The sequence below is a fragment of the Streptomyces coeruleorubidus genome (assembly GCF_008705135.1).
Classification (GTDB): Bacteria; Actinomycetota; Actinomycetes; order Streptomycetales; family Streptomycetaceae; genus Streptomyces; species Streptomyces coeruleofuscus.
In genome coordinates this window covers 9188838-9209430 of the sequence record NZ_CP023694.1, presented here as the reverse complement: position 1 = coordinate 9209430, position 20593 = coordinate 9188838, and the positions used below count along the sequence as shown (strand labels likewise).

Here is a 20593-nt window from a genome sequence, read left to right as displayed (position 1 = left end):
ACGTTGGGGGAAAACGACCTCTTAGACCGACGTGCACGTCTCCCGGTAAGGCGCGCTACCTGCGGCACAGAGCCCTGTGACCTCACAGAGTGAGGCCGTGTTGTCAGTGGGGGCTCGCACAATGGAGTGCATGAATCGACGTGAGCGCACCCTGCTTGCCCAGATCGAGCAGGATGTGCTCGACGACGGTAAGCCATTGGCCGGAGCCCTGCGCAAGTGCGTGATGCTCGGAGGCCATGCCAACTCCGCAGCGCTGTGCGACTGGGCCCAGCGCGAACTGCGCGGCTACGACGGCGTGGACCTGGCGGACATCCCGTCGTACCGCGTTGTCGTGGCGCCTTTGAAGGTTGACGCGGCGGTGATGAACGGTTTTGTGACGGGCCAGCAGGTCAGCCCCCGGCAGCTGCCTGACATCGCCCGTGACGCGATCAGCAACGAACTCCCCCTGCGTATGGGGATCGGCGAGCTCGAGGCGGCCGCGCGTCGAGTCAGTGAGTCGGGCGACGTGCTGAAGCTTCAGCCGGGGCAGGCCGCTGATCTGGTGCGCCTCATGAATCACGAGATAGGCAATCCCCGTCAGCACATCACCGAGCTGTACTGGGCCGTGGCGGCACCTGCCCTGATGGGTGTTCTCGACCAGGTCCGAACGGCGCTGGCCGACCTCGTGGGTGAGCTGCGCGTCGCCATGCCCTCGGACGACGACCCCCTGCCCACTCCCGAGCAGATCGGCCAGGCGATGAACGTTGCCGTCCACGGCAACCGCTCCCGCGTGGTGGTGACCAACGCCCAGGCCTCCGGGGAAAGCAGCGCCAGCGTCGCGCCGGCCGCCGACGAGGAGCCGGGACTGTTCGGCACGACAGGCCGCCGCATCGGCGCCGTCGCCGTGGGACTGGCGACCGTGATCGGCACCGGCGCCGCTCTGTGGCCGCTCATCAAGTAGCCCTGCGGCCGTCCGCGATCGGCTGCTCCCCGCGCCCGCGGGAATGGTCCCAGCCTGATCACATCGGACGTCGGGGACACGCTCTGCTCCCCGCGCCCGCGGGGATGGTCACACCCCAGCGAAGATCCACCAACTTCGAACCCGCAGGTCGTTGGGGCTGGTGTGAGTGAGCGATCGTGTGCTCGTACTGGTCGGGGCGATTGTCCGCGCCCAAGATCGCCTGCCGGGCCCGTCAGCGTGCGACTTCGGTGTTGGTCAGCATCAGCAGGGCCCGCAGCAGCGTGGTCGCGTAACGGGGGATGAATCGATCGACAACATATGCCGGTCGCTGATATATATAGGCGGCATGAATGAGCGACCGCTTCAGGAGCCGACGCTGCTCCTGCTCACTGCCCTGGCCGACGAGCCCAGGCACGGCTATGGACTGATTCAGGAGATCGACGCGATCTCCCAGGGCCGTGTGCGGATGCGCACCGGTACTCTCTACGGCGCGCTGGACCGGCTGGTCCAGCAGGGCCTGATCCGGGTCGAGCGCGAGGAGGTCGTGGACGGTCGGGCGCGCAAGGTCTACGCCCTCGCCGAGGCCGGCCAAGACGTGCTCGCCGCCGAGACGGAGCGGTTGCGTGCTGTCGTCGCCGAGGCGGAGCGTCGACTGGCCGCCCGTCGCGCCCACGCCATCCGTCCGAAGGGGGCCCTGGCATGACGCAGCAGCACAGCTCACTCGCGTTCCGCTGGGCGCTGCGCCTCCATCCGGCCGCCTACCGCGCTGAGCACGAAGCCGAGTTGACCGCGATCTATGCCGAGGCGACGCAGGATGCCGGCCCGCTCGGTCGGCTGCGCGAGGCGCTCGATGTCGCCGGCCATGGCCTGCGGCGGCGCACCGGCCTGGGCTCCGACCGGATGGCGGGTCAGGTCCTTGCGCAGGCAGCCCCGCTGGCTGTCGCCGTGGCGGCGGGTAGCTTCGTGGCGGGCCTGTTGTGGCTCTTCGCCCCCGCCGTCCGGACCTTGCCGGCGTCCTCGCCCCCTAATGTGCTGAGCCTGGCCAACACGGGCCTCACACCGCTGCTCTGGCTGGCGGCGCTCGCGGCTGTCTGGACCGGGCGCTGGACCGTGGCCCGTGCACTGGTCGTGCCGGCGATGGTGCTGTGCCTGGCCGACGTCCTGCTGGCCGCGTTCGCCTCCTCCGGCTTCCACGGCACCCCCTCGATCGCAGTGATCCGACTGGCCGTGCCGCTGCTCACCGGCGCCGTCGTCCTCGCCGCACCCAGGGATCTGCTCGGCCCCTCCCTGTCACAACGCCGCATGATCATGGGAACCACCGCCCTGGCGGCCGTCCTGGTGTCGGGCGTGCAGCTCGTCGAGATGTACTACCCCTTTACGCTGGGCGTTCTCAGCGACATCGGCCCGCTGTGGGCCGGGGTCCTGTGGGCCGGGGTCCTCGCGATCGCCCTGCTCTTCGGGACGCGTGACCGGTTGACCGTCGCGGGCGTGGCGGTGGCCGTGCTGCCCACCACGCTGCAGGTGACGGTCCAGCTCAACCCCGCGGGCGTGGTTGTCCTGCTCCTGGTCCTGCTCAGCAGCACGGTGCCCTTCCTCCGCGCGCGCCGGCGCCACGTCCAGTCAACCCCGCCGAGCGCGGCATAGCTGGCTCCGGGACCCCGGGCCGCACCCCGGATCGGCCCGGCGCTTCTGCCGGGCCTCCTGCTAGCCGGAGACTCCGCACATAGGGAGTTAGGTCCCCAGCCAGCGGGGTCGTGTCTCGTCGATGCCGAGGAGTTCAAGCAGGTGTGCTTGAACTCCTCGGTTGATGAGGCTCACAGGTGCGTCGGTCACGCTGCTGGGGCGAGAGTCAGGCTGGACAGCTGGCAGAAGATCATGCGGCCAGTGGGGCGGACTGCGCGGTTGTCGGGGTAGAGACCGCGCGTCCGTCCTGCAGTCGTGGCTCGACTCCCCCGCCGCCGATGAGTACTTCTCCCGCTCCGAGGTCTACCGGGCTGTCGTCGCCTCGCGCAACCGCAGCCTGGAGCACCTGCTTCAGATCCCCGCTGACGAGATCCTCATCGGGACGGTATCCAGACGCTCGCAGACCACGACACTCGCGGGCTGGTGGGTCAGATAGCAGCGGCGCTCGTCCGCGAACGTTCCGCCCGGCCCGTACTTCTCGTACAGCTGCCCGAGGCTTTCACGGTTGGCTTCGGCGAAGGCCTCCAGCTGCCGTACGCAACCCTCCCGCTGCTCGGTACTGACGGACTTGAGGACGACCGCGAGGATTTCCTCCGACAGGTCGCGGTCGAAGCCCGTGTAGCCGGTCAGGGACGCGAAAACCCGCTCGGCCGCCTCGAGTACCTAGTGCAACCGGTCCTCCCCCACGCTGTCGACCGGCGTGGCGCCGCTACTGGTTCAGGCGGGATGAGATGGCAAGGCCGCGGCGGGGCTCTGTTGCTGCCATCGCCTCACAGGGCGGACGGTGCGCTCGCCGTCCGCCCGGCAACGCGTCAGCGACCGCGCGGTACTTCCCCGGGTACCAGCGAACCTCCTGGATCACTCGCACTGCCCGCTCCACCCGAGAAGGGCCCCTTCCCTGGGCAAGAGTGGCATTCAGCCCAACGGCCCCAGCGGCGCCGAGGATGCCTACGCCGACCGCGACGAAAGGCAGCACCGGGAGATGCCCCACCACATCCGGATCGGGCGGGAAGGCCCGGCACCCCGCCGCGGGCCCCGTCAGTTGGGGAAGGAGAAGTAGAGCGCCTCGCTGTAGAAGGACCCGAAGTGCCTCTGCCAGTCGGCTCGGACCGAGGCCAGCCAGTCGTCGTTCTGGCCGGCGATCGCCGCCTCGGCCTGGGCGACGGCGTCGGGGATATCCTCGGACGCCAGACGCAGCACGCTCGCTGCCGGATCCTCGCCCGTCATCGAGACGATCTCCCCGGTCTCCAGGACGAAGTACTTCGCCTGCTGCTTGTCGAGGTGGGCCGTGGTCGTGGCAACGCATTCGGCGAACTCGGCGTCGTCCTCCAGGCCCTTGCCGACCGCGCGCAAGAGGCCGCGCAGCAGGGCCGCCCCGTCGGCATAGTCCGCGGCGATGCCGATCGGAGGGTTCCAGATCATGGACGGAACGACCGTCGTTCCGCGCCCCACCATGAGCTTGTGCGCCAGCGGGATATCCCAGTTGTGCTCGGATATGCATCGGATCCGCTTGGGGATCTCCGCCTCGTTCGGCATCGAGTCCGCAGAGTAGAGGTATGAACGGTTCGCCATGGATGGCGACGCTAGCACCGGGGGCCGACAACGCCGGCGCCCTCGGAATCCTCCAACGCCGGTCAGAGCGCGCGGGAGGATCGCGGCCCGGGTCCGCCCCGGGTCCGGGCGTAGTTCAACAGGTAATAGGAGTAGTCCAAGCTGCTCTGCTGCATCCGGGTGGACCCTCGCGCCGGCCGCAACCGGCTGATCTGGCGGATGACGGTGCGCACGCCGAAGCTGCGGGAGTTCGTGAGCCTGGGCTATACGTTGTGACCGGCTGTAGCGAGCGGTCAAGCAGAGGGCAGGCAGGTCCCGGCGGTCGCCCTCGCCGGCAAGGAGGCGTTCTTCCTCTTCCTCTACCTGGAGGTCCTCGACGCGTCCTTCTCCTTCGACGGCGTGATCGGTGCCTTCGCCATCACCAATCACATCTTCTGGATGGCCCTCGGCCTCGGCATCGGCGCCATGTACGTCCGCTCGCTCACGGTCTACCTGGTCCGTCAGGGCACCCTCGACGACTACGTCTACCTGGAGCACGGCGCCCACTACGCGATCGGCGCGTTGGCCGCGATCCTGCTGATCACCATCCAGCACCAGATCAGCGAGATCATCACCGGCCTGGTCGGGGTGTTCCTGATCGCGGCCTCGTTCCTCTCATCGGTCCGCCGCAACAAGGCGCTCGCGGCCGCCGGGACCGAGGACCCGGCCTCACAGCAGGGTGAGTCCCGCCTCTGACCTGACCGTCACACCGAAGCTCCCCCGTCGGAGGGTTCGATGCGGATCACGATGGATTTGGTCACCGGCGTGTTACTGGTCTCGGCCGTGGAGTCCAGGGCGACCAGCACGTTCGTCTCCGGGTAGTAGGCGGCGGCGCAGCCGCGCGGCGTCGGATAGCGGACGGCGCGGAAGCCGGGGGCGCGGCGTTCACCGTCCGGGTTGACGCTGATCAGATCGACCAGGTCGCCGTCGTGGAGATGGAGGTCGCGGAGGTCCTTCCGGTTGAGGAAGACGACCCGCCGTCCTCCCTTGATGCCGCGGTAACGGTCGTCGAGGCCGTAGACGGTGGTGTTGAACTGGTCGTGCGACCGTACCGTCGTCAGCAGCAGGTGTCCCGGCGGAACTTCGGGCGCGGTCGGTGGGTTGACCGTGAACTGCGCCTTGCCGGTCGACGTGGGAAAGGTGCGGGAGTCGCGCGGTGCCCGGGGGAGCATGAAGCCGCCGGGCTGCCGGACGCGCTCCTCGTATGCGTGGAATCCGGGGCAGACGTGCTCGATGTGGCGGCGGATCACGGCGTAGTCGTCGCGCATGCCGCGCCAGCCGAGGTCGTCGCCGAAGAGAGCGTGCCCGAGGTCGGCGACGATCGCGACCTCGCTGCGCAGGTGCGGTGATCCCGGAAGGAGTCGTCCGTGCGACGAGTGCACCATGGCCATCGTGTCCTCGACCGTCACGAACTGCTCACCGGAGGCCTGCCGGTCGCGCTCGGTGCGGCCGAGGCAGGGCAGAAGCAACGCCTCGGTGCCGTGGCACAGATGGGACCGGTTCAGCTTGGTCGCGACGTGGACGGTGAGGGCGCAGTTGGCCAGCGCGGTCTCCGTGACCTGCGTGTCCGGCGTGGCCGCGGCGAAGTTGCCGCCGAGGCCCATGAACACGTCGACCTCACCGTCGCGCATGGCCTTGATCGAGCCGACGGTGTCCAGGCCGTGGGCACGGGGCGGATCGAACCCGAACTCGTCGCGGAGCCTGTCCAGGAACGGTTGCGGCATCCTCTCCCAGATGCCCATGCTGCGGTCGCCCTGGACGTTGCTGTGCCCGCGGATCGGGGCGGGCCCGGCACCGGGGCGTCCGATATTGCCGCGCAACAGGAGGAAGTTGACGATCTCGCGGATGGTTGCCACGGCGTTGCGGTGCTGGGTGAGGCCCATCGCCCAGCAGACGATGACGCTGTCCGCGGCGAGCACGTCGGCCGCGCAGTCCTCGATCAGGCGGCGGGGCAGGCCGGCCATCGTCTCGATCTGCGACCAGTCCAGGGCACGCCATGCCGTTGCGGCCGCTTCGAAGCCGTCGCAGTACCGGTCGATGAAGTGGTGGTCGAGCACGGAGCCCGGCTGGGAGTCCTCCCGGTCGACCAGGGTACGGTTCAGGCCCGCGAAAAGGGCCAGATCGCCGTTGATGCGCACCGGGAGCCAGCGGTCGGCGAGCTGCGTGCCCGGGCCGACCAGGCCGCGCGCGGTCTGTGGGTTGTGATAGCGGCCGAACCCGGCTTCGGGGAGCGGGTTGGCTGCGATGATGCGGGCGCCGCGCCGCTTGGCCTGTTCGAGCGCGCTGAGCATGCGGGGGTGGCAGGTGCCGGGGTTCTGGCCCACGATGATGATCAAGTCCGCGTAATCGGTGATGTCGGAGATCGTGATGAGACCTTTTCCGACGCCAATGGTCGCGCTCAGGGCCTCGCCGCTCGACTCGTGGCACATGTTCGAGCAGTCGGGCAGATTGTTCGTGCCGAGCCTGCGTGCCAGCAATTGGTAGAGGAAGGCGGCCTCGTTGCTCGTCCGGCCGCTGGTGTAGAAGACGGCACGGTTCGGATCGGCGAGGCCGAGCAGGCGATCGGCGGTGAGCGCGAGCGCGTCCTCCCACGAGATGGGCGCGTAGTGCGTCGCGCCGGGGGCGAGGTGCATCGGCTGGGCCAGCCGGCCCTGCGACTCCAGCCAGTGACCGTCCCGCTCCCGCAGGTCAGCGACGGAGTGCTCGGCGAAGAACGCCGCGTCGACGCGTTTGCGCGTGGCCTCCCAGGCGACGGCCTTCGCGCCGTTCTCGCAGAACTCCGCGATCTTCCGATGATCGGGATCGGGGTCGCCCCACGCACAGCTCGGACAGTCGAAACCGTCGACGTGGTTCACCTTCAACAGCGTCTGCAGACTCCGCTTCGGCCCCATTTCGGCCATGGAATACCGCGCGGATTCGGTGATGCCGTGAATTCCGACGCTGGCCTTCTCGGGCCCTGACGAGGTCACATCCGATACGGACGGGTTGATCGGTTTCTCAGCCATGACTGCCTCTTTGCCCTATATGTGGACTATCGTATGCGAGAGCAAAGTCGACCGCAGCCGTCGCCTCACCCCGAGCAATTCCCGGCCGTCAGAACAGCCAGTCTTCAGGGCAAACCGCAGCCAGGTCCGGCACCCTCACCTGACGTCGACCAAGTCGCCGGCTGCCGTGGACGGGCGGCCTGGTCGGAGCCGCCGTGGTGCTTCACGTCGTAGACCCGGTCTCCGACGAGACCGACCGCGCCGGTGCCCTTGGGGCCGGGGGCGATGACGGCGACCGGGCCGTCGACGGGCCACTTGTCGATGCCTGTCGCGCTGAGACCCTTCCAAGAGTGGGGCGGGGCCTGCCGACATTGACGGAGAGCAGCTTCACCGCCGGGGGTCGGGCCGGCCACTCTCGGATCACCGGGGCGTTTCGCAGGTGATCTCGTCACGTGGGGTGTAGTGGGTGCGGAACGGCTCCCGCCTCACTTCCTTGCCGTCGTTGTGGAAGACCCGCTCGACGGTGACGTCGAAGCCCTCGAGCGGGGTCTGCGGCACGCATTTCTTGTCGGCGCTCACCTTCTGCTCCGGCTCTTTCACATTGCTGCGGGGCCCCTTGACCGATGTGATCCGGTCGTAATTCCTGGTGCTGAGGAAGGTGATGGTCACCGAGGTGTCGGTGGACTCGGCCTGGACGTAGATGGCGTTGCCGGAGTCGTTGGCGAACCTGAGATCGAGGCTGCCCCAGGCGACCGTCGCCTCCCGGTGGGGTGGGATGTGTGACGGTTCGCGGCCGACCCGACTTGCGACGGTTACTGCGCAGGAGAGCTACACGCATGCTGTTCGGTGCCGTTCTCTGCTCCCGTTGAGCAGTTCGGGACGGGGACCGGGGAGGTAGGTGGGTGCCAGGTGAGAATCCAGCCGGCGGTAAGCGCCGCCGCGCCGCCTGCCAGGGCGATTGCACCGCCTGTTCCGATGCCTGCGGCCGCCGCGCCGAAGCAGGCCGGCCCGATGCCCTGCAGCGTCATGCTGCCGGAGCCGAGCAGTCCGAAGGCCTGGCCCTGGCCATCTGGCGGTAGGGCGTCCAGGAACGGCCGTTGCAGGCCGAGACCGTAGGCGAATCCGAAGCCGCAGAGCAGCAGCAGACAGGACGAGACGCCCACTCCGGGCTCGGCAGCGAAGCCGACCAGCGGCAGTCCCATCAGCGCAGCATCAGTCGTCGCATCATCTGTCCGCGCAGCAGCAGGCCGGCACCGTGCAAGCTGGTCCGGACGGTCCCGCCATCGCCCCGAGCGCTGCCGGGTGTGTCGCCGAACTCTCCCGGCTGCAGCCGGGGTAGCCGGATGCGGACGGCGAGCGCGCAGCCGAGGTAGAGGGCGGCGCTGACCGCGAGCGCCCGGCGCGGACCGAGTGCCGCGACGGCCGCACCTCCCAGTGCCAGACCGAACAATTGCGCGCCGGAGGCAGCGATGTTGTTCAGTGAACGGCCCAGTACATAGGCGTCGCCCTCCAGCGACTGCGCGACCAGCCGACTCGACGCGCCGTGGAACACCGGTGTGGCGAGGGCGACCAGCGCCACGACACCAAGGCTTGCCACGATCGGCATCCGCACCAGGGCGAGCAGCAGGGCGGCGGCGCACGTCAAGGTGTAGCCGCCGGTGATGAGCGCGCGGGGCGGCAGTCGGTCGGCCAGCGAGCCCAGCAGCAGCGAGCCGAACAGCTGCGGGATGAAGCCAATGCCGAAGGCCAGTGCGCTCAGCAGCGCGGAGCCGGTGGCGGAGAAGACCAGCACCGAGAACGTGGTGATCCGCAGCGCGTCCGCAGTGATCGCGACGGTGCGGGTTGAGAAGAGCAGCCGGAATCGTGGCTCGGCCAGCACCTCCCGGTAGGTGGCACGGTGGTTGCCCTGCGCGGGTTCGGCGGTTGGGGTCATGACGCGCAGCCTCGCCGTGCGCCCACGCCACTCACCAATGATTCGTCGCTGGACGAATCGGAACAACGTCCCGCGATAGCATCCCAGGGTGCTGCGCTTCGAAGTCTCCGTCGAGGACCTGCTGCGCAGCCGCTTCGCGCTGTCGCCCGCAATGGACCTGTGCTTCCTGCTGCGCTCGCTTGCCGGCGAAGACAGGCCGCTGCCGCGAGCCTGGGCCACCCGGCTCCTGCCGGCCTTTGAACGGCTTCGCCGCGAGAGCGAACTGAACGCCGCCCTCGCCCTGCACAGCCCGCAATCCGGACCGAACTTCGTCGCTCCGCCCCCGCGCGGCCTCAGCCAGACCTGGGCAGACGACCTGGCCATGATCCGGGCCACACCGCTGGAAGCGGCCCGCCACGAAATCGCCACCAACGCGACCGGCCCGTCCGCCCGTGATCCCCGCGTACGCGCAGTGCTGGACTCCACGGACGCCGTCTCCAGGATCGCCGAGGCGATGGACCAGGCCTGGCACGAGCTGCTCGCCACAGACTGGCCGCAACTGCGCGCGATCTGTGAGCGCGACGTCGTGCACCGGGTGGGAGTGATCGGCGAACACGGATGGGCCACGGCCATCGAGAGCCTGCACCCGAGCATCGCCTGGCAAGCCGGCGGTATCGAGATCGGCCACTTCCCTCAAGTCGGAACAGTCCGCCTCGCCGGCGACGGGCTCCTGCTGATCCCTTCGGTATTCGTCGCGAATATCGCCGCGCACCTGGAAGACCCCTGGCCCAGGACCTTGATCTATCCTGCCCGCGGCACCGCCGCCCTGTGGGGCGAACAGGAGAGCGTCCCCAGACCGGATGCCCTGACCGCTCTCGTCGGCCGGGCCCGAGCCCGGCTGCTGTTGGCGCTGGACGCCCCGGCCAGTACCAGCCACCTCGCCCGAAGCCTCGCCATGGCACCCGGCGCGGTAGGAGACCACCTCGCCATCCTGCGAGGCGCGGGACTGCTCGTCCGCGCCCGGTCCGGACGGTCCGTGCTCTACCGCCGCACCCCGCTCGGCGAGGCACTGGTCGCCGGTTTGGGCTGAGGGCTCAGATTCAGCACTGCTTTCTTGAGGCGCCGCCAGCAGATGATTGCGCAGCCGAGGGTGAGGAAAGCCTCGTGGAACCGGCGGACCTCGTCCCGGTAGACCTCGTGGTCATAGTCGCGGTCGGCGTACAGATACCTGGGGCGGCGCAGTGGCTGGCCGCGCTTGCCGCGGATCGGCGGGACGTCCTGGATCAGCGGGATCAGTTGGGTGACGTCGTTGCGGTTGCCGCCGGTGGTGATTGCCGCGAGCGGGATGCCGTGCGCCTCGACGATCAGGTGGTGCTTGCTGCCTGCCTTGCCCCTGTCCACCGGGAACGGACCGGTGGCCGGCCCGCCCTTCACCGCGCGGATGTGGCTGGAGCCGACCGCTGCGCGGGAGAAGTCCAGCAGGTCTGCGGCCCGCAGCTCGGACAGCAGCAGCTCGTGCAGGCGCTGCCAGACCCCAGCCTCGTTCCAGTCCCATAGCCGTCGCCAGCAGGTCATCCCCGAGCCGAAGCCCAGCTCCTGGGGCAGAAACTCCCAGCGGATTCCGGTGTACAGCACGAACAGGATCCCGCACAGCACCTTGCGACTATCCGGACGCTGACGACCTGTACGCCGCGGATTACGTGGGACGACCGGCAGCAGCAGCCTCGATGCGCGCCCACAACTCGTCGTCGATCTCCCAAGGCCTGTCAGCGGTCTTCCTCGTCTCGACTGGCTCGCCCCCCCTTCAGCCAGTAGCAATGAGAACTGACACACCGTCATTCCCAGAGGTCCAGAAGCCTCTTTTTGTTAGGAGTCGTTAGTAGCCCCAGAGACAGCGTTCGCAACTCGCTGGAATGCCTGCTCGAGCACGTTGATGACCTGCTGGGGAGCAAGACCCTCGAGTCCATCAACAAAGTCGGCGGCGAGGTCACTGTCGAACGGGCCGATTCCCCACGTTCCGTCGCGCGCCTCGACCACACGCCGGGGAACTGCGCCCCGGCCCAACCTCCGCGCCAAGTGCCAGGGCTGCCACCTGCACTACGACCAGGACCACGCCCGTACCTGTAGGTTCGCATGTCGCGTGTCCCGCAGTAGCCTGATCGAGCGGAGTCCGTGAGACATGGGGGGTGGTGAGTGCAAGCGCCTGCGACCGTCGTGCAGCTCGCTCTGCTCGTCCTTCTGGTGCTGCCCGGGGTCACCTATCAGTTCGTCCGGGAACGCCGCCGTGGGCCGGTGCCCGGTGAGCGTGATCTGGGTGAGCGGGTGCTGCGGGCGATCGTCGCGTCGATCGCGCTGGACGCCCTGTACGCAGTGGTGGCGGGGCCGGCGCTGGTTCGCCTGGCTCGAGGCGCCGGCGGCGGCTGGGACGGCTTCGTGGAACGGCCGCGAGTGGTCGGCTTCGTCGCCGTGGTGCTGTTCCTCGTCGTGCCGGCCGTGGCGGCGGTCACCGTTTCCCTGGTGGATCGGCAGCGGCGCAAGGCTCGGTTCCTGCGCACGCCCAGCGCCTGGGACCACGCGTTCCGCGACCGCGAACCGTGCTTCGTGCGCGTGCGGCTCAAGGACGGCAACTGGGCGGGCGGCTGGTACGGCAACCGATCGTACGCCTCCTCGTACCCCCACCCGGCCGAGCTGTACCTCGAATCGGCGCGCGTGATGGGTGCCGACGGGGCGTTCGGCGCGCGCGTGCACGGGACGGCGGGCCTGCGGCTGCGGGCGGAAGACTTCGATGTGCTGGAGTTCGTCGAAGCCGGAGAACCGGCGGCCGTGCCGGGAGAGGAGCGATAATGGCGCACGAACCCGAGCTCTCGCACGAAGCCGAGCTCACGCCCGAAGAGGCGGCGCTGCTGCAGGAGGCCGCGGGACGCGGCTACACCCCGAAACGCACGGTCGCCGAGCCGGACGAGGCGCCCGGCGGCCCGGCCGGCACCTCGAACGGCAACGAGGACTGACGCGTGGGCGGCGGGCCCGCGAACGGTCCGGCCGAGCGGTTCTGGGAGGCGTTCCAGGTGGCCCGGCACAGCGCGGACCCCGCGTCGGTCGAGAAGGCGATCGAACTCGGCCATGCCCTGCTGGCCGCCGAGGACGTGGCCGAGCGCCGCTCGGTCCTGTCCGATCTCGGGGGCCTGCTGCAGACCCGCTACCACCAGACCGGAGACTTCGAGTTCCTGCAGGAAGCCGTCCGGGCAGTCACGGAGGCTTACCTCCTGGCGTACGGAAGCCCGGAGGATTCGGCGAGCTACGCCAACAACATCGGCATGCTGCTGCACACCGCCTTCCAGCGGAACCAGGACCGCGGAACCCTGGCCGACGCGCTGGACTGGAGCAGGACGGCCGTCGACGAGGAACCATCCACGAGGAAGGCGTTCTACCTGGACAACCTCGTTGTCGCGCTGCGGACGGCGTTCACCGTGACGAAGGACCTCGCCCCCCTGGCGGAGGCCGCCGAGCACGCGCGGGCCGCCGTCGCATGCTCCACCGATGACGTGTCCACCGCCAGGAGTCTGCACTTCCTCGCCGTCGTCCTGCGCGACTGGTCCCATGAGACCGGGGAGACCGGTGTCGTGGAGGAAGCCGTCGACGCCGCGCGGCGAGCGGTGGAGCTCACGCCGGCCGGGTCGTCCGACGTGCTCGAACGGTTGAAGATCCTCGCGTACCTTCTCGACGACCGCTACCGGGCTCGCGGAGCGCGGGATGATCTGGCCGAACTGCTTCGCGTCCGGCAGACGTTGGTGGCCCATACCCCGGTCACCGATCCGCGGCACTCGCAGAACCTCGTCGAGCTGACGACCACGGAACGAGACTGGGCCGCGCTCACCGGCGAGGGCCCGAAATCGGACCGTGGCTGGGAACGCGCCGACACCGAAGCCGAAATGTGCGGCCGGTACGCCGCCGAGTTCGAGCAGACCCGGGACTCGGCCCTGCTCGAGCGGGCGATCGAGCTCGGACGTTCGGCGGCGGCGGCGACCCCCGCCGGGCACCCCCGCCGCGGCGTGCGGCTGGACCACTTCGCCACGGCGCTGGCCACCCGGGGTGAAGCGTTCGGGGACCGCGCCGCGCTCGCGGAGGCCGTCATCATCGAGCGGGAGGCGGTCGCGTGCACGTCGGCGGGCCATCCGCTGCGCGTCCAGTTCATGGGCAACCTCGCCGTGAACCTGAACGCGTTGTTCCACGCGACCGGAGACCTGGCCCACGTCATGGACGCGATCGACGTCGCTCGCCGTGCCGCCGAGGCCACCGCCGGGCAGGGTGACCACCCGCGTTCGCTCGGGATCCTCGCCGTCGTGCTGCACAAACGGTTCAGGGTGACCGGCGAACTGCAGGTGCTGTCGGAGGCGGTCGACCGCGCGAGGGAGTCCGTCCGCCTCGGCGCGAGCCTGGTCGCCGGGCAGGCCCAGCGGCTCTCCAACCTTGGCACCATGCTGTCCGACTTGTTCACCAGGACGGGCGAGGCGAGCGTGCTCGACGAGGCGATCGACGTGCACCGCGCGGCCGCGGATGTGACGGCGGACGACGACCCGGGCCGGGCCGTGCGGCTGGCCAATCTCGGCGGTGTCCTGGGGATGGCCTACGAGAGGTTCGGCGACCGGAACGCTTTGCAGGACGCGATCGCCGCGCGTCGCGCGTCCGTGGCCGCGACTCCGCAGGACAGCCCGCACTGGCCCGGGTACACCGCGAGTCTGGCCGCCGCGCTCGGCGACTGGTGCACGAACCCCGTCGCACCCGCCGCCGCGCGACGGGAGCCGCCGGATCCGCAACTCCTCGCCGAGGCGGTCGGCCTGGCCCGGAGTGCGGTGCAAAGACCCGAGCAGGACGCCTATTCCCGGGCGGGTTTACTGACCCTCGTCGCCAACGTCCTGGCGCTCGGCTTCCGGCACCTCGGCGACGGCGACGCGCTGACCGAGGCACTCGGCTGCTACCGGGAGGCCGCGGCGTCTGCCGGATCGCCGGCGGAAAGCCGGGCGGAAGCGGCGGACCGGTGGGGCGATCTGGCCGCCGAGGCCGGGCATTTCGACGTGGCCGCCGAGGGGTACGCCGCCGCGGTCCGGCTGCTGCCCCGGCTCGCCGGGCGCCGCCTGGGCCGCGAGGACGCCCAGTACTGGATCGGCCGGTTCGCCGGGGTCGCCGCCGACGCGGCCGCGTGCGCGCTGGCCGCCGGCGACGAGGTGAGCGCGGTGACCCTGCTCGAATCCGGGCGCTGCGTGCTCGCCGCCCAGGCACTCGACAGCCGCGGCGATCTTTCCGACCTGCACGAGCGGGCACCCGAGCTGGCCGAACGCTTCCAGACGCTCACCGCGGAGTTCGAAACCGACACCACAAGCGACCGCGTGGCCCTCGCCGACGAGCTCGACGCGGTGACCGACCAGATCCGCGCGCTGCCCGGGATGGAGCGGTTCCTACGGCCCCCGCTGCTCACCGACCTCACCGAGCAGGCACACGAGGGCCCGATCGTGTACGTCAACGTCAGCCGGCACCGGTGTGACGCGCTGATCATCACTCCGGACGGGGTCCGGTCACGCGCACTGGACCGGCTGAGCGAAGAGGCCGTGAGCCACCGCGTACGCGCTCTGGACACCGCGTTCACGAAGGGGCGGCTGGCCGCCGAGCAGGCGATCCATGACACGCTCGAGTGGCTGTGGGACACCATCGTGGGCCCTGTGCTCGGCGAACTGGGGCTGACGGCGGAACCGACGGCGGATGGTCCGTGGCCAAGGATCTGGTGGGCTCCGGTCGGGCCGCTCAGCCTGCTCCCCCTGCACGCGGCGGGTCACCACCGCGACGGCGGACCTGTGCTCCTCGACCGCGTCGTCTCCTCGACGACGCCGACGATCCGCGCCCTGGGTCACGCCCGCGCGGGCCGCCGCGACGACCGGAACGAGCCGCGGCTGCTGGTGGTCGCGATGCCGCACACTCCGGATGCCCCGGACCTGCCCGGCGCACAGGCCGAAGCCGACCACCTGGCCGCTCTCATGCCCGGCGCCACGGTCCTGGTCGGCGCGGACGCGACTCGTGACGCCGTTCTCGACGCCTTGCCGGCCAGTGGCTGGGCGCACTTCGCCTGCCACGGGTACAGCGACCCGGACAACCCTTCGGACAGCCACCTCGCGCTGCACGACCACGACCGCGCGCCGCTTCGGGTGCTGGACCTTTCCCGGCTGCGTCTGCGGAACGCGGAGTTCGCGTTCCTGTCGGCCTGCGACACGGCCCGCACGACTGCGCGCCTGTCCGACGAGGCGCTCCACCCGTTGGCGGCTTTTCAGATAGCCGGTTTCTCCCAGGTGGTCGGCACGCTCTGGCGCGTCGACGACGTGGTGGCGCCAGCCTTCAGCCGGCAGCTCTACGGCAAGTTGATCGCGGACCGATCCGGTGCGTTGTGCGCGTCGGCGGCGGTCCATCGCACGGTCAGGCAGCTCAGGGCGAAGTATCCGAACCTGCCGTCGGTGTGGGCCGCACACGTCCACGCGGGCGCCTGATGACGCGCAAAGGTGAAGACGAGGGTCAAGGCGGAGGGTCGCCCGGCAGTGCTGGTGCTGTCGGGCGACTTCGACGCGAGCGGCATGGACATCAGCCGCTCCTTCGTCGAGATGACCAGCTGCTGGAAGAAGGTCCACCGCATCGGCCTGGAAGAGGGGCTGATCACCCGGCACGGCCTGCCGGTGCTGCGGGGCAAGGCCACCGACTCCCGGGCCGCTGACTTCATCGCCGCCCACCCGGAGATCCACGCCCGAGGTCAACGACACCACACGAGCTCCGTCACAGATCTCCGGCTGTAGTACGTGGGCCTCGGCTGACGTAGGCGGCGGTTCCGGCGGCGGTGAGTGCCGCTGCGACCACGGCCGCGGGTCGGCTGTCGGAGGCCTGTGTCTGCCAGGTCAGCGCCTCCCCCGCGGTGCCCATGCCCGGGAACGCCGCCGCGCCGAGCGTCCACCCGAGAGGCAGGAACCACGAGCGAGCGGTGCCGACCGTGGCCGTCCCCAGGGCGGTCAGGCCCAGCAGGCCGGCCGCGTCGCGGACGACACATCCGAACGGCCCGAACCGCGTGCCGGTGAGCAGTGTGGCCAGCAGCAGCATGAGTACGCATCCCAGGGCCGTGGCCAGGTGGGACATCCGCAGCCATCCCCACGGCCTCGCCGCCGTGCGGTCCAGGGTGTCGTCGGGGCCTCCGAGCGTGGTGGTGGCGACGGCTACGAGGAGCAGGACCGTCAGGGCGAGTACGGTGCTGCTCACCTCGCCCTTAACGCTGAAGGCCGTCGCCAGCAGCCAGGCGATGGCAGTGCCCGCGACGGCCGCGCCGAGCGCCGCCGGCACCTGGCGCGAGCGGACGTAGAGCGTCAGTCCTGTCATCGGGCGCCTCGGCTGAGGAGGTCGGTGGTGTCCTGGCACTTCTGGGCGGCCTGATAGACGGCGATCACCCGGGCTTCGGCCTCGGCTCCCGACAGTGCCTGCAGTCCCTTCCAGAGCTTGACGGCGTCCGGGTCATGGAATTCGAGGCCATCGGGACCGGCGGTCGGCTCCCGGTCGAGCAGCCAGTAGGCCGCAGCGGTGGCGACTGTGAAGTTCCGGTTGTCTCCGCAGCTGAGAGGGCTGGTGAACACTCCGGTGAGCATCGTCGGTTCGAGCCGTCCCGGGTTGGCGAGGTGACCGTGCTTGTCGACCGTGATACTCATCAGCGCGGTGTCGGCCCGCGACCTCGGTGACGTAGGAGGAGAGAACGTGGAGGTGTCCTCATGTGCCTCGACGATTGATGTTTTCGTCAGGAGTTCCAATGCGTGCCGGGCCTTGGGGGTTACCTCGGGCAGCAACCCTTCGTGCGCCCGGCTGACGCAGACCCGCGGGGTGTCGTCGGTGCACACCAGTTCCTGGGCGACCGGGTCGAGCGTCCCTTGGTCGTAGGCATCGCCGGTCGGCACCACCAGGGCCGTGGCCGTGGCCCCGATGGCCAGTGGCAGCAGCGCGGCGAACGCGAACTTACGGTCCTGGACGGCGAAGAGCACGACGCCGGCCACCGCAACGGCGGCCATCCAGAGTGCCTGGGCGGCGCTGACTCCGCCGTCGACGGTGTCGTAGTCGCTGAACATGCTCATCCCCATGGCCGGGGAGAACGCCGCCGTGAATCCGCCGTCCGGAAGGGCGTGGGGCGCGAGGATCAGTAGTGCGAAGCCGATCACGGCCAGCGCGGGTGCGGTGGCGAGCGCCGGCACCAGGCGTCCGACGGCCAACCCGAGCCAGACCGAGGCGATCATCGCGACCAGCCCAACGGCCACGACGACAAACGCGGCCGGCGGCAGGTAGCGCGCCGTGTCGGCGATCCGTGGTGCCGCCGCGAGGAGCGTGACCAGGTAGGCGACGAGCACCGCCAGGGCCGTCGTGGCCAGGATCGGCACCATGCGCTGCGGTCTTGGGCGGGGCACAGCGGCGAGCAGTTCGGCGACGTTCGCCCGGTGCTCGCGATAGGACTGCCAGGCGCCGGCGGCCATCGCAAGGGGCGAGAGAACCGCGAGGTATTCGCGCTGCGTCATGGCCAGCGCCATCCACCCCGTGGACCATCGCCCCGCGGTGGCGTGGAGGACGATCGTGCCGGCGACGGCGATCAGGAGCGCGGCGCCGAGGGCGGCCGAGCGCCGGAGCTCGATGCCGAGGATGCGGTTCATGCGTTGCTCCGGTGCTGGCGCAGGAGTGCGGAGTAGCCGCGCTCCGCCGGGCTGTCGCCCGCGTCGCCCTGCCCACCGCGGGCGATCAGGTCGTCGGGGGTGCCCTGGAAGAGGAGTCGGCCTTCGTTCATGAGGATGACGTCGGTGCAGGCAGCGACGACGTCCTCGACGAGGTGGGTGGAGACCAGGACACAGCTGTCGGCGCCGAGGTCACGCAGCAGGTCGCGAAAGTCGAGACGTTGTTCGGGGTCGAGTCCGACGGTGGGCTCGTCGAGCAGTAGCAGTTCGGGGTCGTTCACGATGGCCTGGGCGATGCCGGCCCGGCGCAGCATGCCGCCGGACAGCGTCTTCATCTTGGCGTCGGCCTTGGTCGTGAGACCCACCCGATCGATCGCGCGTTGTACGGCGTCGGGTATCGCGGTTTTGGGCATATCCTTGAGCCAGGCCATGTACGCGACGAACTCGCGGACAGTGAACCGCGGGTAAAAGCCGAACTGCTGCGGCAGATACCCCAGTTTGCGACGCACCTCGCGCAGGTCGGCACGGCCGTCCACCTCCGCGCCGAGCAGCGTCAATGAGCCGCTGGCGGGCTTGACGACGGTGGACAGCGCGCGCATCAGCGTGGTCTTGCCGGCGCCGTTCGGGCCGAGCACACCGTGCACGCCGGCAGTCAGCGTCAAGTCGAGTCCATCGACGGCCAGGTGCCGGCCGGCCCGGACACGCAGTTCTTTTGCGTGGACGAGCCAGGGATGAAGGGTGGGAGCCGTTTCGGCAGCACGCACCGCTCGCATGAGTCTCTCCTGTTGATCCTGTTGATGGGGGGGTCAGTTGCCACTGGTCAGGCGGCGGAAGTGCGTGGCGGCGAGCGGTGTGATCGCGGCAAGGGCCACGGTGGCCACCACCCAGTCGGCGGTGCTGCCCGGCTGCAGTACCGGGGACAGGGACTGGGCCGCCACACTCGGCAGCAGGACTGCCGCGGACCAGACCACCGCGAGTCCGATCGCCGCGCGCCGTACGCCGATGAGGGCGCCGAGCACGAGGGTGGCCCCCGTGAACGCCAGGCACGGCAGCAGAGTGAGGGCCAGCGAGGTTCCGGTGCTTACACCCGCCACCAGCAATGCCGGAAGCACGACGACGAGCACCGCGAGCGTCCGCCGCAGCACCATGGCCAGGCCGGCTGCCGGTGTGGTGGCGATCAGTTCCCAGGCGGGGTCGATCCGCCGGCTCCAGGCCACCGCGACGCCGGGTAGCGGAGCCACCGGGGCCAGCAGCAGCACGAGCGACGGCATGCTCGGCTCGGCGGAGTCCAGGAGTACGCCACAGCCCAGCACCGCGACGGTCACCGCGAGCCAGGGCAGCAGCGTCCACGCGAGCCAGCGTCGGTGCACGGCCGCTGCCGGTGTGCATTGCCGGGTCGGCGACGGGCTCGCTTCGATCGCCTGGCCGAGCGAGACGGCGACACGGTCGAGCAGATCCGTCGTGGCAGGGGTGGCCTTGGCGGCCAGTGACTCACGGCAGTGGGCGCACGCGTCGAGATGGACCTCGATCGACCAGAGCGCGGCGTCGTCGAGTCCGTGCCCGCCGTCCGCGTAGCGGGCCAGGATCGTGGTGGTGGGATGAGTCATGAGAGCGCCTTCCGCAACGCGATCCGAGCCCGCCGCGCGCGGGTTTTCACCGTGCCCTCCGGCATACCGAGCAGCACCGCCGTCTGACGGACCGACAGGTCATCGAGCACCATCGCCTGCAGCACCTGCCGCAACTCCGGTGGCAGCCGCAGCAGCGCCTGTTCGAAGTTCTGGTCGACGCGGTTCGCCATCACTTCGTCCTCGGCGGCCGGCGCGGTCGTATCGAGCAGGGCAACCGTCGGCACCCGCTCCTGCCGGGCACGTCGGCGGAACGCGTCGACGAGACGGTTCGCGGCGATCGTCCAGAGCCAGCCGACCGCACTGCCCTCGGTCACGGAGCCCGCATAGCTGCCGGCCGCACGCCAGACCGCCAGGTAGGTCTCCTGGAGCACGTCGGCGACGACGTCGTCGTCGGCGCAGCGGCGGCGGAGCCGCACCGCCAACCAGGGCGAAGTACGCCGATACAACTCGTCGAACGCTGCCCGGTCACCACCGGCGACGCGACGCACGAGTTCTGCCTCGTCGAGGTCTGCCATCCGTTTCACGATCAGGGAGACGAAACGACCGTCCATTCAGGTTCTCGGACGCTTCGGCGGGCTACCGAAAGCAACAGCGCTTCACGCCGAGCGCGAGGTCGTCCAAATCGCCGACCGGCCCGAATCGCACCGTGGGCAGCTGCCCTGGATAGCCTCGCGTACGCGGGCCCCGCGCTCGCCGGCGTCGTTACCGGGCGCCAAGTCGACCCTCACTGTGCAGGGGTTCGCCGAATTCGCCGGAGTCGTCGGCCTCGACGACAGCGCCCCCGACGCCCACCCGGCCGTGATCACTGGTTACACGGCCGCCCGGAACCGCCCATTGACCCGCGGTCAGAAACTGTCCGACAAGGCCCTCGCCGCCGTCCGAGCACCGGTCGAGCACGGCTTCGCCCACCTCAAGAACTGGCGGGTCCTCGGCAAGTCCGCACCGACCCGAAGTGGGCGACCGCCCTGGTGCGGGCCCTGCTGGTGCTGACGAACCGCGAAGTCTCCCGGTGACCGATGATCTACGCCGAAGTCATCCGCCCACGATCAGGACGAGCACTCCGGCCCCCGTCACACCAGACCCGTGACCAGCAACTTCACGATGCACAGTGCTCATTGGATGTATCGCCA

At 69.8% G+C, this 20593-nt stretch carries 17 protein-coding genes and 5 pseudogenes; 10 read left to right on the top strand and 12 right to left on the bottom strand.

The genetic code is table 11. The features are described from left to right. Positions 1–130 precede the first annotated feature (130 nt). From CP976_RS42000 to CP976_RS41985, 3 genes are all read left to right on the top strand, one after another. Complete coding sequence (locus CP976_RS42000; RefSeq protein ID WP_150485063.1) at positions 131–940, top strand: AbiTii domain-containing protein; 810 nt, start codon at positions 131–133, stop codon at positions 938–940. Between the two features lie 346 nt (positions 941–1286). Next, positions 1287–1643 (top strand): PadR family transcriptional regulator, encoded by a 357-nt coding sequence (locus CP976_RS41990; protein ID WP_150485061.1) that lies wholly within the window; start codon positions 1287–1289, stop codon positions 1641–1643. After that, positions 1640–2584 carry a hypothetical protein gene (locus CP976_RS41985; RefSeq protein WP_150485060.1) on the top strand — a complete coding sequence of 315 codons (945 nt, stop codon included), beginning with the start codon at positions 1640–1642 and terminating at the stop codon, positions 2582–2584. The genes CP976_RS41990 and CP976_RS41985 overlap by 4 nt, the downstream gene beginning before the upstream one ends. 1077 nt (positions 2585–3661) lie before the next feature. On the opposite strand, the gene CP976_RS41975 is transcribed toward CP976_RS41985, so the two are convergent. Then, positions 3662–4195: a DUF7822 domain-containing protein gene (locus tag CP976_RS41975; RefSeq protein WP_150485058.1), complete on the bottom strand. Its 534-nt coding sequence runs from the start codon at positions 4193–4195 to the stop codon at positions 3662–3664. A gap of 282 nt (positions 4196–4477) precedes the next feature. Here CP976_RS41975 and CP976_RS41970 point away from each other — a divergent pair. Further along, positions 4478–4909 (top strand): annotated as a pseudogene (locus tag CP976_RS41970) (DUF475 domain-containing protein); the annotation flags it as partial. Between the two features lie 8 nt (positions 4910–4917). Here the strand turns inward: CP976_RS41970 and CP976_RS41965 are convergent. The 4 genes and pseudogenes from CP976_RS41965 to CP976_RS41950 form a co-directional block, all read right to left on the bottom strand. Continuing rightward, positions 4918–7218, bottom strand: coding sequence for an FdhF/YdeP family oxidoreductase (locus CP976_RS41965; protein WP_150485057.1), 2301 nt, complete (start codon positions 7216–7218; stop codon positions 4918–4920). Positions 7219–7394: 176 nt separating this feature from the next. Beyond that, positions 7395–7588: pseudogene (locus CP976_RS44180) on the bottom strand (MOSC domain-containing protein); the annotation flags it as partial. Between the two features lie 29 nt (positions 7589–7617). Continuing rightward, positions 7618–7971, bottom strand: a pseudogene (locus tag CP976_RS41955) (VanW family protein); the annotation flags it as partial. 38 nt (positions 7972–8009) lie between these two features. Continuing rightward, positions 8010–9130 (bottom strand): annotated as a pseudogene (locus tag CP976_RS41950) (MFS transporter). A gap of 88 nt (positions 9131–9218) precedes the next feature. On the opposite strand from CP976_RS41950, the gene CP976_RS41945 reads away from it, so the two are divergent. After that, positions 9219–10199 (top strand): winged helix-turn-helix domain-containing protein, encoded by a 981-nt coding sequence (locus tag CP976_RS41945; RefSeq protein ID WP_150485056.1) that lies wholly within the window; start codon positions 9219–9221, stop codon positions 10197–10199. Here CP976_RS41945 and CP976_RS41940 read toward each other — a convergent pair. Both CP976_RS41940 and CP976_RS44780 read right to left on the bottom strand, forming a co-directional pair. Continuing rightward, positions 10151–10862 (bottom strand): annotated as a pseudogene (locus tag CP976_RS41940) (IS5 family transposase). The gene CP976_RS41945 and the pseudogene CP976_RS41940 overlap by 49 nt on opposite strands. 113 nt (positions 10863–10975) lie before the next feature. After that, positions 10976–11146 (bottom strand): DUF4259 domain-containing protein, encoded by a 171-nt coding sequence (locus CP976_RS44780; RefSeq protein ID WP_167537519.1) that lies wholly within the window; start codon positions 11144–11146, stop codon positions 10976–10978. Between the two features lie 156 nt (positions 11147–11302). Between CP976_RS44780 and CP976_RS41930 the strand changes: the two genes are divergently transcribed. The 4 genes from CP976_RS41930 to CP976_RS41920 are packed head-to-tail and all read left to right on the top strand — an operon-like array spanning position 11303 to position 15939. Beyond that, positions 11303–11953, top strand: a complete 651-nt coding sequence (locus tag CP976_RS41930) for a DUF6338 family protein (RefSeq protein ID WP_150485054.1) — start codon at positions 11303–11305, stop codon at positions 11951–11953. Further along, positions 11953–12117, top strand: a complete 165-nt coding sequence (locus CP976_RS43170; protein ID WP_167537518.1) for a hypothetical protein — start codon at positions 11953–11955, stop codon at positions 12115–12117. The genes CP976_RS41930 and CP976_RS43170 overlap by 1 nt, the downstream gene beginning before the upstream one ends. A 3-nt stretch (positions 12118–12120) precedes the next feature. Next, positions 12121–15639 carry a CHAT domain-containing protein gene (locus CP976_RS41925; protein WP_150485053.1) on the top strand — a complete coding sequence of 1173 codons (3519 nt, stop codon included), beginning with the start codon at positions 12121–12123 and terminating at the stop codon, positions 15637–15639. Positions 15640–15651: 12 nt separating this feature from the next. Next, on the top strand, positions 15652–15939 hold the full coding sequence (locus CP976_RS41920) for a hypothetical protein (protein ID WP_150485052.1): 288 nt from the start codon (positions 15652–15654) through the stop codon (positions 15937–15939). On the opposite strand, the gene CP976_RS41915 is transcribed toward CP976_RS41920, so the two are convergent. From CP976_RS41915 to CP976_RS41895, 5 genes are read right to left on the bottom strand one after another with little or no spacing between them, the layout of a single operon-like run. After that, entirely contained in the window at positions 15920–16510 is a 591-nt protein-coding gene (locus tag CP976_RS41915) for a hypothetical protein (RefSeq protein WP_190146966.1), read from the bottom strand. The two genes, CP976_RS41920 and CP976_RS41915, sit on opposite strands and share 20 nt — an antisense overlap. Then, entirely contained in the window at positions 16507–17817 is a 1311-nt protein-coding gene (locus CP976_RS41910) for a hypothetical protein (RefSeq protein WP_150485051.1), read from the bottom strand. Before CP976_RS41910 ends, CP976_RS41915 begins: the two co-directional genes overlap by 4 nt. Further along, positions 17814–18608 (bottom strand): ABC transporter ATP-binding protein, encoded by a 795-nt coding sequence (locus CP976_RS41905; protein WP_150485050.1) that lies wholly within the window; start codon positions 18606–18608, stop codon positions 17814–17816. The genes CP976_RS41910 and CP976_RS41905 overlap by 4 nt, the downstream gene beginning before the upstream one ends. Before the next feature lie 33 nt (positions 18609–18641). Continuing rightward, positions 18642–19442 carry a hypothetical protein gene (locus CP976_RS41900; RefSeq protein WP_150485049.1) on the bottom strand — a complete coding sequence of 267 codons (801 nt, stop codon included), beginning with the start codon at positions 19440–19442 and terminating at the stop codon, positions 18642–18644. Further along, positions 19439–19978, bottom strand: a complete 540-nt coding sequence (locus CP976_RS41895; protein ID WP_150485048.1) for an RNA polymerase sigma factor — start codon at positions 19976–19978, stop codon at positions 19439–19441. Before CP976_RS41895 ends, CP976_RS41900 begins: the two co-directional genes overlap by 4 nt. Positions 19979–20192: 214 nt before the next feature. On the opposite strand from CP976_RS41895, the gene CP976_RS43345 reads away from it, so the two are divergent. Beyond that, positions 20193–20453, top strand: coding sequence for a hypothetical protein (locus tag CP976_RS43345; RefSeq protein ID WP_229876011.1), 261 nt, complete (start codon positions 20193–20195; stop codon positions 20451–20453). Positions 20454–20593 lie beyond the last annotated feature (140 nt).

Bases quoted from the DNA above. Each gene is read 5' to 3' on its own strand.
- CP976_RS42000 (WP_150485063.1), top strand. From the start codon at position 131: ATGAATCGACGTGAGCGCACCCTGCTTGCCCAGATCGAGCAGGATGTG.
- CP976_RS41990 (WP_150485061.1), top strand. From the start codon at position 1,287: ATGAATGAGCGACCGCTTCAGGAGCCGACGCTGCTCCTGCTCACTGCC.
- CP976_RS41985 (WP_150485060.1), top strand. From the start codon at position 1,640: ATGACGCAGCAGCACAGCTCACTCGCGTTCCGCTGGGCGCTGCGCCTC.
- CP976_RS41975 (WP_150485058.1), bottom strand. From the start codon at position 4,195: ATGGCGAACCGTTCATACCTCTACTCTGCGGACTCGATGCCGAACGAG.
- CP976_RS41965 (WP_150485057.1), bottom strand. From the start codon at position 7,218: ATGGCTGAGAAACCGATCAACCCGTCCGTATCGGATGTGACCTCGTCA.
- CP976_RS43170 (WP_167537518.1), top strand. From the start codon at position 11,953: ATGGCGCACGAACCCGAGCTCTCGCACGAAGCCGAGCTCACGCCCGAA.
- CP976_RS41915 (WP_190146966.1), bottom strand. From the start codon at position 16,510: ATGACAGGACTGACGCTCTACGTCCGCTCGCGCCAGGTGCCGGCGGCG.
- CP976_RS41910 (WP_150485051.1), bottom strand. From the start codon at position 17,817: ATGAACCGCATCCTCGGCATCGAGCTCCGGCGCTCGGCCGCCCTCGGC.
- CP976_RS41905 (WP_150485050.1), bottom strand. From the start codon at position 18,608: ATGCGAGCGGTGCGTGCTGCCGAAACGGCTCCCACCCTTCATCCCTGG.
- CP976_RS41900 (WP_150485049.1), bottom strand. From the start codon at position 19,442: ATGACTCATCCCACCACCACGATCCTGGCCCGCTACGCGGACGGCGGG.
- CP976_RS41895 (WP_150485048.1), bottom strand. From the start codon at position 19,978: ATGGCAGACCTCGACGAGGCAGAACTCGTGCGTCGCGTCGCCGGTGGT.